Source organism: Actinoplanes sp. NPDC051346 (genome assembly GCF_040682215.1).
Classification (GTDB): domain Bacteria; phylum Actinomycetota; class Actinomycetes; order Mycobacteriales; family Micromonosporaceae; genus Actinoplanes.
Window position 1 is genome coordinate 80,400 of the sequence record NZ_JBFBAJ010000021.1, and the last position, 13,653, is coordinate 94,052.

Genomic DNA, 13,653 nt, shown 5'->3' on the forward strand with positions numbered 1-13,653 from the left:
GACGGCGAACGCCGCGTCGGGTGACCCGCAGGGCGCGGAGTGGGTGCCCACGCCAACTACCACTGTCGTTTGATCGCCCATCGTTTCTACTTCGCCGCGTCGGACAGGTTCTCGATCGCGGGCACCGGCTGAACGTTGGACAGCACGGGGATGAGGGACGAGCCCAGGCTCCTGATCAGGTCACTACGCCATCCGGTGCCAGCAGCGAGAGAGGCGATCTCGACGGTCGGGTCGACGGGTCTACCTGAAGGCACACAGCCGGTGAGAACTCGGTCAGACCCGACCGTCGAGATCACCATCAACATCATTGTCGGGCTCCAGTTGATGCGTAACGGATCAAGGTCAGATGATCCGTGACAGCTTCGGCTAGTGCCGAGACCACGAACGTTCGCGGTGTTGGGTGACACGCCGTCCAGCCTGACGGCTGGGCGGCGTTATGCCGTTCAAGCAGTGGCCCGCTACCGGCTCGCGTTCGTGCCGGTCCACTGCTGGTACGTGCATGAGCTACCCGCGATCTCGGACACCGAACTCGCCGCTATGCAGCTTGCCGGGTACCTTCGGCGGCGCACCGAGTTGACCCGCGCGAACATGACGACCTTCGCCGACAAGGCGTATGAGGGTGCCCGCGGCAGCGTCTGGACACCGTTCAAACGCCACCGCTTCCGGCCGAAGCTCTCCCGCCGGCAGAAGGCCGTCAACCGTGCGCATGCCCGGATCCGCGCCCGTGGCGAGCGGGCCAAGGCCACCCTCAAGACCTGAAAGTCCTCACGAAGCTGCGCTGCTGCCCCCGCCGTTTTCCTGCTCGCGTGTGCCGATGTCATGTCACCCACCCGAGAATCTAATGCACCGGAGGGCCCCGCCACCCCGATGGCCGGCGGGGCCCTCCGGTGCCGTCCTCAGCCGACCGTGTGGTGACCGGACCAGCCGCCCGCCGGGTTCCAGTAGTTCTCCGCCAGCTGTCCCGCCGAGGCGTAGTGCACCTGCACGTTGCGGTTGTGCGGGTTCACGATCACCGCGGGGTCACCGCTGATCGAGCCACCCAGATCGTGCTGACCGGACCAGCCCGCCGCCGGATTCCAGTACCGCTCGGCCAGCCGGCCACCGGCGTTGTAGTACACCTGCACGTTGTCATTGTGCGGGTTCACGACGACCGCCGGACTTCCCGAGACGCTGCCACCCAGGACGTGGTGACCCGACCACCCCGCCGCCGGGTTCCAGTAGTTCTCCGCCAGCTGTCCCGCCGAGGCGTAGTGCACCTGCACGTTGCGGTTGTGCGGGTTCACGATCACCGCGGGGTCACCGCTGATCGAGCCACCCAGATCGTGCTGACCGGACCAGCCCGCCGCCGGATTCCAGTACCGCTCGGCCAGCCGGCCACCGGCGTTGTAGTACACCTGCACGTTGTCATTGTGCGGGTTCACGACGACCGCCGGACTTCCCGAGACGCTGCCACCCAGGACGTGGTGACCCGACCACCCCGCCGCCGGATCCCAGTAGTTCTCCCCCAGCTGCCCGCCCGCGTTGTAGTGCACCTGCACGTAACGGTTGTGCGGGTTCACGATGGCCACCGGATGTCCGCTGACGGTGCCGCCCAGATCGTTCACCCCGGACCAGCCGGCCGCCGGGCTCCAGTACTTTTCGTGGAGCCGCCCGCCGGAGTTGTAGTACACCTCGATGTTGCCGTTGTGCGGGTTGTGGACGGCCGCCGGGGCGCCGGTGATCGCGTCGCCCAGCTCGTGGCGGCCGGACCACCCGGCGGTGGCATTCCAGTACTGCTCGATCAGCCGTCCGCCGGAGTTGTAATAGATCTGCAGATTGCCGTTCGCGGGATTGTGCACCACCGACGCCTGCGTCATCGGGGACTGCTCGTCCGCCGGGGCGCCGCAGTTGTGGCTCGTGAGGGTCTGCGTCCGCCCGATCTCGACCGTGACGAGCTGGCCGTCGAACGCAGAGCGGACCGTGGTGCCGTCCTGCATCTGCTCGAAGTGCAGGTGGGGCGCGCCGCTGTCGCCGGTGCTGCCCACCCGGCCGATGAGCTGGCCCTGGGCGACCGTCTGGTTCACCGAGACCGGCGGCTGCGAGATCATGTGCAGGTAGCGCGTCTGCCAGCCGTCGCCGTGGTCGATGCGGACGTGCCACCCACCGCCGTCGTCGTAGCCCGCCTTGACCACGCGGCCACCGGCCGCCGCGAGGATGGGCTGGTTGTTGCTGCCGCCGCCCACCTTCATCAGGTCGAGGCTGCTGGGGTTCGGCTTGTGGTCCGCCCGGGTGCTCGCCGTCCATTGCTGCCCGCAGGTGAACGGCAGTTGGAACAGGGGGCGGGGACCCGCGGCGTGAACGGTTACGGGTGCCGTCAACGTCGCCGCGACGGCGGCGAGCGTCAGTCCGAATGCGGTGATCGCTCGCCGCGGGAAAGTGCCTACAGGCACGGATTCCTCCACTGGTGACAGGGTATCGCCGGAAGCCACGACGGCTCCGGCCAGAGCCAGGAACAGCTTGAGATGCCACCGTCGTCGATGGAAGGCGCTGGGACGGGAAGGGATGAAACGCCGGGCCCATCAGGGGTTTCCCGGCGGGGCGGGACGCCGGGACGCCGCCCTCTAGGCTGTGGGCAGCCGTCGTACGGGGGAGATGATGGGAAGGTCCGATGCCGTGCGGGCATTGGCCTCGGTGCTGCGCGATCTGAAATGCCCGCCAACTATCACAAGCTGCACAGCGTGCGGCAGTTCCACGGCTGCTACTCGGTCGGCGACGACCAACTCTGGGGCGTCGTGCACCGCCGTAAAAGCGCCGCGAACACCCTCGGCGCACTCAAGTCCATCCGCCGAGCCCGCCCGGATGGGGCACCGATCTACGTGATCCTGGACAAGCTGTCCGCGCACAAGAGCAAGAAGATCCGCGCCTGGGCGGGACGCAACAAGGTCGAGTTGTGCTTCACACCGACCTACGGCTCCTGGGTCAACCCGATCGAGGCCCAGTTCGGGCCGCTACGCACCTTCGTGATCGCCGGCTCCAGCCACCCGAACCACGGCGCGCCAACCCGCCACCCGTACAAATATTTACGTTGGCGCAATGCCAACGCCCGCCACCCCGACGTCCTGGCCGCCCAGCGCCGCGAACGCGCCCGCATCCGCAGCGAACGCCAATGACGCTGGGGCCAACCCACCATCCGGGCAGCGTGACCCCAACACCTCAAACGTTCGTGGTCACGGCACTAGACGATCTTGCTTACCGTGTCGTAGGCACCCTCATGGTTGCGCGGTTGATGCCGCTGAGAGGCTCAGGGAGTGGAAGAGTCTGCGTGGTCTGAGGTCACGGCGCTGGCAGCAGCAGCTCCATACCCGGTGCAACTGCTGTTGACCGACCCTGAACGGGCGGCGGCCTGCTTAACGGCCTTGGGAGTCACCACCAGGTCATGGCTCGGCGCCGTGGTGGCCAACAGCGGCGGCCTGGTGATCGATCATGGTTGGCTTCGGGTACTCGGTGGTGGGCATGACGGGCTGCCGGAGGTGGCTGGCGATGATGGCCGCCTGGTCGTTGCCTTCGACGTGATGGGCGGACAGTTCGCATGGTTGCCGGCAGAGCCAGGCGCGAGACGTACGGTGCATTACTTCGGCCCAGAGGACCTGGAGTGGCAGGATCTCGAGCTCGGGTACGGCGATTGGTTGGATGCGATGCTCGCTGGCGCGGTGCCGCAGTTCTATGCAGGTCTGCGCTGGCCGGGGTGGGAAATCGAGGTGGCTGGCGTTGCTCTGGACGAGGGAATCAGCGCGTGGCCGCCGCCGTGGACCAAGGAGGGGAAGGATCTCTCGGTGGTGTCCCGTAGACCAATCCGGCTTACCGAGCTCGTTTCAGTTCAGCAGGAGACTGCCCGTCAACTGGGCTTCCTCTAGAGCACCCGCCGCCTTTCCGGACGACGACCGAATGCGGTGTCAACGGGGCGTGCATCAGACAGGCTGTGCCATCACGTTCGTCGCCGCATCACTCGGCGGAGTGTCACGCATCAACTGAAGCCACGGCGTAACGCATCAAGCGGAGTCAGACACACCATCAACATCATCCCCGTGAGAACTTTCTTTCCTCTTCAAGGCGCGGCTCGGGGCACGGCGCCTGCCGCCTTCGGCTCCGGCGCCGACCCCGGCCGCGCCGATGGACACCTCAGCCTCCACACGACGAAGCCCCGGCAGCTCCACGAAAGAGTGTCCGGGGCTCAACGGTAGGCCGTCGCTAAGTACCCTTGTTGCAGTCGATCAATGATCGGAGCGTCGCGACGATGCCACCTCAGGTCTGGGCTGCGCTGATCGGGGCTGTCGGTGTGCTGGCCGGTGTCGTAACCGGCGCCCTGCTTACGGCTTTCCACCAAGGGCAAGCGTGGAGGCGCGAACATGCAGCGCGATCGCGAGATGAGCGCCGCCGGCTCTTCGCCGACTTTCTGACCGCGGCGCGCGAGTGGCGTGCTACCACGCAGCATCCTGACACCAAGTTGGTCAAGGGTTCTGCAGTATCCAGGTCCGAACACGCGGATGGAGGCATCGCCGCGGTGCGAACGCTAGGGCTGCGGTCCGAGATCGCGCTGCTCGGACAACCTGCGATCATCCGGCAGGCTAGGGAAGTGACTAGGTCGCAGATTGCCCTCGCCGAGAGTCGCGCCAAGTACCCTGCGGGCTCACTGCCGGATCGGCTAGTGGCTGCATGCAGACACGCCGAGGTCAATTTCGTACGAGCTGCCCGGGAGGAACTAGGGATCGCCGCTGTTGAGGCAGAACTAGAAGACGCCCTCCGCCACATCGATAGCGATCCGGTTGAGACAGCCGACTGATTACGCTCGGCGCCATTCTGCGAATGAACCCGTGCCTCCGGCGGGCAGGATCTCCGACCCTGCACCCGGAGCGTGCCTCCGGCGGCCGGGCTGCCGCCCTGGACCCGGCGGCTCTGGGATGCCCGAGCCCAGCGGGTACCCATCGCACACCGACAGGCAGCCAGACCGCGCCGACCTGGTCCAGGTCGGTCAGACGTAGGGTGTTCCACCTGGACCAGGTCGGCGCGGCCCGGCAGGGCGATGCCTGCACGACGGGATGCCCGCTCAGGTAGGCGACCCTCTCGCCTGGGAGAAATCTGGGAGACGATCTTGTAGAATAGACCGCCGGAACCCATCCCAGACTCATGGACACCACCCACCTTAACCAGGCGATTATCACGCTTGTGCTGGTTAACTGACTGGGGTCAAGGGGTCGCAGGTTCAAATCCTGTCAGCCCGACCAAAGAACCGCAGGTCAGGGCCGGTTCCGCGAAATTGCGGACCGGCCTTTTCCGTTTCTTGGGCTTGCTGGGGAGAATTCTGGGAGATGATCTTCTCCCGGATCAGATGGTCGAGGATCGGCACCGGGGAGCCGGGGGAGAGCTGCAGGCGGGTCACCAACGCCTTCTCCCACACCACGGTCAGACCGTCGAGGAGCCGCCGGATCATGTCGGCGGTGGCGTGCACGTAGCGCGCCTGGACGGACCCGTCGGAGTGCCCCATCTGATCGTCCATCACGGTCGACGGTGTGCCGAGTTCCACCATCAGCGTCTTGTACGTGTGCCGTAGTCCGTGCGGCGTCATGCCCGGTGCGATCGGCAGCCAGCATGCGTCCGCCCGGCTCGCCGCGCCGCGACCCCGGATCGGTACGCCGGGCCACGGATCCGCCACCATCGGGACCGGCCGGGCGACCTTGGGTGCCCGCCCGGTCAACCGAGCGCACGAACACCGTGTGCGGGCCATCCGAGCCCGGCGTCAACTTCGCCGTGGCCGTACCACCTCCAGCACGGGCTCCGGCAACGCACCCGGCCAGCTCATGCTGATCCGGTCGGCGCCCGCACCCACAGATGCGAGTTCCCAGGAATCCGCGCCATGAGCCCCAGACAGCTTCAAACCATCCGGATGCGCCACCGGTTCCACCGAACCATCGGAGGCCCTCCGCAGCGTCAGATCGACGGGCACCCACGTTGCGTCGCGGCGGACACGCACCACACCAGCCGCGACAGTGGCCTCCACCCGCCCTTCAGGCAAAGCGAAGAACTCCGACGTCTCCGACGTCATCGACGCGATACGTACCCACTTGCCGGTCAACCGCGCCGTCACCAACGCCGCCGCCTCATCCGCCCGCTCCAACACCGCGCTGGACGGCTCCTGACCGGGCAGCGCTGCCTCAGGATCTATGGCGGCGGAACCTTAGGCACGAGAACGCACGGCGGTCAATCAAGCACGCAACGTGAGCGGTCGACGCGGTTGCCACCAGGACCGTTGCCCGTAAGACCACGGACGGTGATACCAGCGAAAATTCCAGTGCCCGACTTCAAGGTCAGACATCCGACTGTCCGACCAAGGTCGAAGTGGTTCGGCTGACCTGGAGCCGTCACCTCCGGCTGGCCCTGCCTCACAGCTCTGTGGCCTTTCCCGGTGGGACATGGGGCTGGACGGCGCAGCCGTCATCGTCGCAAGTGCAGCCGGCATTACCGCGAGGCCAGACCGGGCCGGGCCTGACCACGACGACGGGCGCCGGCGGCGGTTGATCCCGAAGGCCGACGCGGCATGATCTCGATCTGCCGACGGTCATGATGACGAAGCACGCCACGGTTGGCGCGACGGGTTCTCACCCACCGAGGTTCATTGACCGCTGCCGAACTAGGGGTTGTGCTCTCCAGCATCGCGCCGAGCCACAGGCTCCGCGTCGACCTCGGTTGTGGACGGTCCCGTGGCGAGGCCGCGGGTGCGTATGATGCCCGTGAATGCGCCGAAGGCACCGAACACAACCAGGAGAGTGGGCGGATGGGCCCGGGACGTAATGCCCTGGCCGCGGTGGGCCTGCTGGTCGGTCTCGGTGCCATGGTGGCGGTGCCGGCGGTACCGGCCGTCCTGCTGCCGGATGAGGGCCCGGCGTTGCCTGCCGGTCGCCTCGAGGTCGGTTACGGCGTCGCCCTGACCGTGCCGCACGGGGCGCGGCTACACCTGGGTGACTCCCGGCCCGGTGGCGGCGGCGTCACGTTCCGGACGGGTTCGACGACTGTCACTGTGTCGGCCATACCGGTACCTGAGCGGCCGGAGGATTTCATCGCGCACACCCGTCGCAAGTTCGTCCGCGACGAGGGGCAGACGCCAGGCCCCGCCCAACCGTGGCACCTGGGCAGTGGGGTGACGGGTGAGCGCGCGGACCTGTTCGCCGGCGATGGAGCGACCGCCGGTGAACCCGGCTGTTACGGTGCGGCGGTCTCTGAGGGGATAGGCGCCGTGGTGGTGTTCTCACCGGTCGCCGGGTGTACGGCGGTGCCGGCGGAGATCTGGACCGCCGTCGCCAGCATGACATTCGAGGCGGAGAAACAGCTATGACTCCGGACCCGCCGATCGCACCGTGGCCGGTGCCGCCGGGGAGTCATCCGGGCCCGCCACCGCCGGCCGCGGACCGCGCGTACGGGCGACGGTGGTCCCTGGGCGCTGCCCCCGCGTTCTGGCTGCTCGGAGTAGCCGGTGGATTGTCCGCGCTGGGAGTGGCCGCGTTGACAGTTCTGGCGGCGATCACCACCCCTCGGGCGGCGGCGGTCGCGGTGCCCTTGGCGCTGGTGGCCGCAGCGCTCTGGCTGGTGGCGTTGCTCGTGCTGGCCGATCCGGTCGAACGCCGGCCGGCGTGGCTGGTGTCATCCGCGCTGGCCTGGGGTGGCTCGGTCGCGATAGCGGCGGGCGCGGCCGGCGGCTATGTCGTAGACCTGCTCGTGTCCAAAGTCATGACGCCGACGTTCGCCGCGCACTGGGGAGCCGCGATCGCCGCACCGTACGCGGAGGAGATCGGCAAAGGCTCCGGCGTCGTCATGGTCCTACTCGTGGCACGGCCATACATGATCACCGTATGGTCCGGCGCGTTGTACGGCGCTGTAGTAGGCGTTGGCTTCACGCTGGTCGAGGACATCAGCTATGCCCTCACAGCAGCCGATGAGGTACTGCCCGACGATGCCGCAGCGGCGGTGTCCAGCCTGGTGCTGCGGATGGCCGTGCCAGGGTTGGTCGGCCATCCGCTGTTCACCGCGACGGCTGGCGCCGGAATCGCGTACGCGTGGTTGCGCCGCGACCGGTCCCGCCCGCACCGGCTCAGCGTCTTGGTTGCCAGCGCAACCGTTGCTGCTCTGATGCATGCCGTGGTCAACTCACCGTGGGCATTCGGCGCCACTGAACTGCTGGCCGCCATTCCCGGCGCCAGCGCGATGGCCGGTTATCTGCTGGTCGTCACCGTGGCGGCGCTACCCGCACTGTGGTGGTTGCACCGGCTGCGCCGCTCGGACGCTCGGATGTTGTTGGCCCGGGCCGCTGCGCTGGCCCCAGACGCGATACACCCCGAAGAAGTGCGGACACTTGCCGGAATACGAACGCGACAGGACTCGGGCCGGCGGATCCGCCGCATGCATGGCGCAGAAGCCGCCCGCCGTGCCGCCCGGCTCCGCCGAGCGCAGGTACGGCTGACCGCTGTGTTGGCCCAACCATGCCAGGGATACGCGGCTTTCGGCCCATGGGGACTGGCTCCCCCCGTGAGATGGTGGTGGCACGAGGCCGTTTCGGCCCGTCAGGCCTTGTCGCCAGCCGTGCCAGGGACGGTGGCTGCTACATCGGAGACCGGTCCAGGGGCGGCGACGGAGCCGATCCGCGATCCGTCCGAGCAGGGCGGGAACTCGGTAACGGTCGCGGTGCCGGATCGACGGACGACCGTAGCCGCCGGGACCGTACTGGTGGCCGCTGTCGCCGGCGTACTGTCCAGTCCCGTTTCCCTCCTCGCCGTGGCCGGGGCCGCGATGCTGAGGTGGCGCCGGAGCCGCGGTTTTCTGGTGCTCGCCGCTGAAGCCTCCGCGGTGTTCAGCGGCTACTGCGCCCTGGCCACACTGCTCACCAACGCCCTCTACCCCCAGTGATCCGCGCCAGCCAAGGACATTCGCCACGGCTCCCAGCAGGTCGGCCGCACGATGAAGGGCGTGTAGGCGTACGTCGCTGCGCTGTTAGTCGCCGACCTGCCTTTCGTGTCATGCAACTGTAAGTACTTGAGATCGCTGAGAGTGCCCGGCAGACCGTCGAGTCAGCCGGCGGATGTCGAGCCCGTTCCTGGCGGCGCGTCGAGCGGCTAACGCGATCCCAACGGATCGTGACCACTCTGTGATGTTCACGGCGCGCAATGTCCTATTAGGTCTCTCAGCAGGGAAACCTCGAACGACTGCGCCAACTCAGCACCATGCGCGACGCCAAACGATCTTGGTAGATGTGCCCGCAGGCCCATCGGGGACACGGCGATAGGCGACGGCCTATATGATCTCAGTTGCTTGAAAGCCATGGTGCGTCGATCACCTGTCGTCGGCGCTTCCGGTTGCGGAGCGTGTCAGCGCCGCGAAATCGGATCACGGCTCGCGGCAACGGGGAACGGGGGCACGTCCGACATGTTCGACCAGTCAGTTTGCGAACCTTGGGCTAGAGCTGATCTCTGCTCGTGGAATGGCGCCCGATAGTCGGCCTTTTCCGAATCTCCAGGTCGACTCTCCACCGCGCTCCTGCTGGATGGGGAGACGTTCCCTCAAAGATTGAGTATCGGGAATGCCAGTGTCGTCGACAACGTAAGCAAACAAACATTGCCGACAACATCGGGTGCGGCCGTGTTTGCTCACAATGGGGAGGTTCCATGGGTTCTAATCGCATCGCCACAAGGATCCTGGCAAGCATCACCGCTAGCTTCCTGGCCGTCGTCGGCCTCGGCGTGACAGCCAGCCCGGCGTCCGCAGCCTTCGACGGCCACTGTGGAAACGGCGAGTTCTGCCTCTACTACAACACCAACCTTTCAGGCGGGGTAGCCGACTTCAGTAACAACATCTCTAATTACGCCGGCTACAACTTCTGGGGCACCGGTGGCGGCCTGAACGACAACGCCGCTTCCGCACACAACAACGGCAATTGGCAGGATGTCCACCTGCACGAGGCCGCGAACTACAGCGGCGCCAACCTGGAGTTCAACGTCGGAGTCAAGCGCAATACCCTCGGGGCGATGGCCAACAGGGGCAGCTCTCACAAGTGGTGATCCTTCGCCACTGGTCCTCAATATTCCGGCCTGCCGTCGGTTGGCCGATTCCCTCGACAGGAGATGCTCATGACGAAGCTTCGTGCTCGGTTCGCGGCGGGCGCCGCTGCTGTCGCGCTCGCCGGCGGGGCTCTGTTCGGTACCGCAAGTCCGGCAGCGGCTGCGTACGACGGCCACTGCGGTCATACCGAGTTCTGCCTCTACTACAACACGAATTGGAATGGCGGACTCGCCGACTTCGGCGGCGACATCTCCAACTACAGCGGCTACGCGTTCTGGGGTACGAGTTACAACTTGAACGACAACTCGGCGTCAGCCAAGAACATGTCGTCCTACTGGGATGTTCACCTGCACGAGGCGGCTAACTACGCCGGCGCCAAACTGGAATTCAACCCGAACACCTCGCGGTCCACCCTGGGCGCGCTGTCGAACAAGGGCAGTTCTCACCGTTGGTGAGGCTTGCCTAGAGAAGCCGACCTCACGGCGTTCTGGCAGCCCAGCGATCCGTAGCTGACGAGGAGCGCCTGCGTTGTGTCAACATCGCAGGCGCTTCCGTCCTCAGTGCACGAGGTGTCGTGAGGAAGATGACACTTCATGACCCTGTGTCATGCCGCTTTCCGAGCGACAACGTCAGAAGAACATCACGCCGTTACGTGACAGGGCGTACCGCAACGGTGACATATCATGCAGGCTCACCGCGCACTCGACCGTCCTGCACGCTGGTCCGTCGACCGATCGACGTCGTGACCCAGAACGCGAGGAAGACTCATGCTGAACAGACCGGTGACTTCCGCTCTGCCCTGGAAGCTCGCAGCCGTCGCCGTCGCAGCTGCACTCTGTGTCAGCGGCTGCAGCGGATCCGACTCGGCGTCCGACTCGGGAGAACCCGCCGTCGACACGATGCTGTCCATCCAGGACATCAAGAAGTTCGCCCTTCCGCTGGACGCCTACAAGGCGATCGGCGAACAGGACCTCGCGTTGGACCAGGCGCGCAACCGCCTGCTCTCCGACTGCCTGGCTCGCTTCGGCTTCGAGGTGGAACCACCACGGCTGACCCCCGAGGTGCTCGGCGAGAACCAGAAGCGGTACGGCATCACCGACCCGAACCGGGCAGCGCAGTACGGCTATCGCGAGCCTGAGGTGGAGCAACGCGAGCGCCCGAAGGAGCCCGAACTGTCGCTGGAAGCGCAGGCTGTGGTGACCGGAGAGGGCCAGGACACCCTGGCCGGGCAAAAGGTGCCCGAGGGTGGCTGCATCGCCGAGGCCCGGCGCAAGTTGGCGGAAGGAGCGCCACAAGCAGCGGACCCGGAGCTGGTCAATCAGTTGGATCAGGACGCGCGCAACCGTACTGAGCAGGACAGCCGCGTCCGCAAGGTGTTCGCGGAGTGGAGCGCCTGCATGAAGGAGTCCGGGTACGACTACAGCGGACCTATGGATGCGAACAACGACCGGGCCTTCAGCACGCCCAAGCCGACCGAGAAAGAGTTCGCCGTCGCCGTCGCGGACGTCAAATGCAAGCAGCGCACGAATCTGGTGAACATCTGGGCGAGCGTGGAGACCGCTTACCAGCAGCGGCACATCGAGCGGCACAAGAGCGCCTTGGACGGCATCAGCAAGAACCTGCAAGCCCAACTCGCGAAGGCCGCCCAACTCGGTAAGGCGTGAAGGATGATGATGACGAGCAGTCGATGGATTCGCCTCGCCCTGTGCACCGCAGCGGTGGGCCTGGTCACCGCCCTCGGCGCCTGCGCGCAAGAAGCGCCGCCGCCGAACGGACGGCCCTTCGCCGGCTGGGTCCCGACGCCTCCGCCGACGCTGGAGGCATACGCCGCCTGCCTCAGGAAGTCCGGCGTCACGGTGGACCGCCTTGTCGGTATGTACGTGGTGACCAAGTCCGACCCTGCGGTGACCAGCGCGAACGGTGACTGTTCTTCGGAGCGCAAGGCTCACCAGCAGACGATCACCGGCGTGGATCACAAGATTCCCGACGAGGACGGCTATCGCTTCGTCACGCAGGTGCGCAGCTGCCTGTCCGGCAAGGCGACGGCGTTGCCGGCCGAGGACGAGCCGGTGTTCGTCCTGGGCGACGATCCTCAACGCGTGCTGGCCTTCGATGACTGTGTGGAGGAGATTCGTGCCCGGCCCACGCCCAGTGAATTCTGAGGCGGGCAGTCAGACTGCAGCCGAAGTCGGCACTGAGGGCAGCGGCGATGCTGCGCCAAACGTGCGGCGCAAGCGTCGTGCCCTGCAGCTGATCGTGTTGGTCGCGGTGCTCGTCACCGTGACCAGCCTGCTTGCCACGGGCTGGATCCGCTCGCCTCAGCAACGGCGCGCAGAGGCGGCCCCGCCGGCGTTGACCGTGCTCACCGCACCGGTCGAGTACCGCGTCCTCAAGGACACTGTCATCGTGCGGGGGCAGGTCGGCGCCGGCGGCACCATAGAGGTGACGCCGACCGCCCGAGACGGCGGTCGTGCCGTCTTGACCGGCGTACGCACGAAAGCGGGTGCCGGCATCGCCTCCGGCACCGTGCTGTTGGAGGTGGCGGGCCGGCCGCTGATCGCGCTTCCCGGCCGTATTCCGGTCTATCGTGACCTGCGTCCCGGCGCCGAGGGCAAGGACGTAGCGCAGCTACAGCGGGCGTTGCGTGCACTGGGGCGGCCCTCGCCGGACAACAGCGGCGTCTTCGGCAACGGCACCAAGACGGCGCTGGAAGCGTTCTACCGCGACCTTGGATACGACGCGGCGACAACGGGTGAGGACGACGCCCGAGCGGTCGCAGACGCTGCCAGCGGGGTGCGAAAGGCGAAGCGAACCCTGTCCGAGGCCGTCGACGAACGCGACCGCCTCCGCGCGGCCGGGAAACGTACGTCCTCCGCAGAGGCGCTGCGCGAAGCGGACCGAGCAGTGCGGTACGCCCGTGAAGATCTCGCCGAATTGCAGGCGAACCTCGCCGCCTTGGAGCGACGGTCGGGCCCGATGCTGCCGATGTCGGAGGTGGTGTTCCTGCCGTCGTTCCCCGCGCGGGTGGAAAAGCTCAACGGAGCCGTCGGCCAGGACGTGAAGGCACCGCTAATCACTTTGTCGGGCGGGGAGCTCGTGGTGCAGGCCAAGCTCAATCCCGCACAACGCACCCTGCTGGACGTCGGGATGACCGTCGCCGTCAACTCGGAACTCACCGGCGACAGCTTCATGGGCAGCGTTTCGTCCATCGGCGCGTTACGGCAGGACGACACCGGCGCCCGCAACCACCAGCTGGTGGTCAAGACCAAGAAGCCGCTGCCTGCGGCGATGGCCGGTGCCGACGTCCGCCTGACCGTGGAAGCGGCATCCACCGACGACGAAGTGCTCGTCGTCCCGGTGTCGGCGATTTTCGCAAGCGCGGACGGGCAGACGGCGGTGCAGAAGCAACGGCCGGACGGCACGTCCGAACGGGTGATCGTGACCGTGGGGGTCAGCGGCGGCGGATACACCGCGATCAAACCGGTGAACGGCGGCTTGGAGAACGGCGATCAGGTCATCCTCGGCGAGGCAGCCAAGTGAGGCTGTGGCGGCGGCCGGCGCCCGAGCCGCCTG

At 66.8% G+C, this 13,653-nt stretch carries 12 protein-coding genes and 2 pseudogenes; 10 read left to right on the forward strand and 4 right to left on the reverse strand.

Features of this window, described 5'->3' with window-relative positions:
• Window positions 1-86: 86 nt before the first annotated feature.
• Window positions 87-299, reverse strand: a complete 213-nt coding sequence (locus AB0M36_RS34930; protein WP_364166546.1) for a hypothetical protein — start codon at window positions 297-299, stop codon at window positions 87-89.
• Between the two features lie 274 nt (window positions 300-573).
• On the opposite strand from AB0M36_RS34930, the pseudogene AB0M36_RS34935 reads away from it, so the two are divergent.
• A pseudogene (locus AB0M36_RS34935) lies at window positions 574-794 on the forward strand (transposase family protein); the annotation flags it as partial.
• A gap of 102 nt (window positions 795-896) precedes the next feature.
• On the opposite strand, the gene AB0M36_RS34940 reads toward AB0M36_RS34935, so the two are convergent.
• Window positions 897-2,429, reverse strand: a complete 1,533-nt coding sequence (locus AB0M36_RS34940; protein WP_364166548.1) for a peptidoglycan DD-metalloendopeptidase family protein — start codon at window positions 2,427-2,429, stop codon at window positions 897-899.
• A 258-nt stretch (window positions 2,430-2,687) separates the two neighbouring features.
• On the opposite strand from AB0M36_RS34940, the pseudogene AB0M36_RS34945 reads away from it, so the two are divergent.
• Together AB0M36_RS34945 and AB0M36_RS34950 are read left to right on the forward strand one after the other, a co-directional pair.
• Window positions 2,688-3,149, forward strand: a pseudogene (locus AB0M36_RS34945) (transposase); the annotation flags it as partial.
• 138 nt (window positions 3,150-3,287) lie between these two features.
• Window positions 3,288-3,893 carry a DUF2625 family protein gene (locus AB0M36_RS34950; protein ID WP_364166550.1) on the forward strand — a complete coding sequence of 202 codons (606 nt, stop codon included), beginning with the start codon at window positions 3,288-3,290 and terminating at the stop codon, window positions 3,891-3,893.
• A 1,346-nt stretch (window positions 3,894-5,239) separates the two neighbouring features.
• Here AB0M36_RS34950 and AB0M36_RS34955 read toward each other — a convergent pair.
• Window positions 5,240-5,761, reverse strand: coding sequence for a site-specific integrase (locus AB0M36_RS34955; protein ID WP_364166552.1), 522 nt, complete (start codon window positions 5,759-5,761; stop codon window positions 5,240-5,242).
• Between the two features lie 12 nt (window positions 5,762-5,773).
• A complete protein-coding gene (locus AB0M36_RS34960) occupies window positions 5,774-6,154 on the reverse strand; it encodes a hypothetical protein (protein ID WP_364166553.1) in 381 nt (126 codons plus the stop codon).
• A gap of 654 nt (window positions 6,155-6,808) precedes the next feature.
• Between AB0M36_RS34960 and AB0M36_RS34965 the strand changes: the two genes are divergently transcribed.
• From AB0M36_RS34965 to AB0M36_RS34995, 7 genes are all read left to right on the forward strand, one after another.
• Entirely contained in the window at window positions 6,809-7,366 is a 558-nt protein-coding gene (locus AB0M36_RS34965) for a hypothetical protein (protein ID WP_364166555.1), read from the forward strand.
• A complete protein-coding gene (locus AB0M36_RS34970) occupies window positions 7,363-8,931 on the forward strand; it encodes a PrsW family intramembrane metalloprotease (protein WP_364166556.1) in 1,569 nt (522 codons plus the stop codon). The genes AB0M36_RS34965 and AB0M36_RS34970 overlap by 4 nt, the downstream gene beginning before the upstream one ends.
• A gap of 755 nt (window positions 8,932-9,686) precedes the next feature.
• Entirely contained in the window at window positions 9,687-10,079 is a 393-nt protein-coding gene (locus tag AB0M36_RS34975) for a peptidase inhibitor family I36 protein (protein ID WP_364166558.1), read from the forward strand.
• A gap of 69 nt (window positions 10,080-10,148) precedes the next feature.
• Window positions 10,149-10,535 carry a peptidase inhibitor family I36 protein gene (locus AB0M36_RS34980; RefSeq protein WP_364166560.1) on the forward strand — a complete coding sequence of 129 codons (387 nt, stop codon included), beginning with the start codon at window positions 10,149-10,151 and terminating at the stop codon, window positions 10,533-10,535.
• Window positions 10,536-10,847: 312 nt separating this feature from the next.
• Window positions 10,848-11,744, forward strand: a complete 897-nt coding sequence (locus AB0M36_RS34985) for a hypothetical protein (protein ID WP_364166562.1) — start codon at window positions 10,848-10,850, stop codon at window positions 11,742-11,744.
• A 3-nt stretch (window positions 11,745-11,747) separates the two neighbouring features.
• On the forward strand, window positions 11,748-12,242 hold the full coding sequence (locus AB0M36_RS34990) for a hypothetical protein (RefSeq protein ID WP_364166564.1): 495 nt from the start codon (window positions 11,748-11,750) through the stop codon (window positions 12,240-12,242).
• On the forward strand, window positions 12,214-13,620 hold the full coding sequence (locus AB0M36_RS34995; RefSeq protein ID WP_364166566.1) for a peptidoglycan-binding protein: 1,407 nt from the start codon (window positions 12,214-12,216) through the stop codon (window positions 13,618-13,620). The genes AB0M36_RS34990 and AB0M36_RS34995 overlap by 29 nt, the downstream gene beginning before the upstream one ends.
• Window positions 13,621-13,653: the final 33 nt, after the last annotated feature.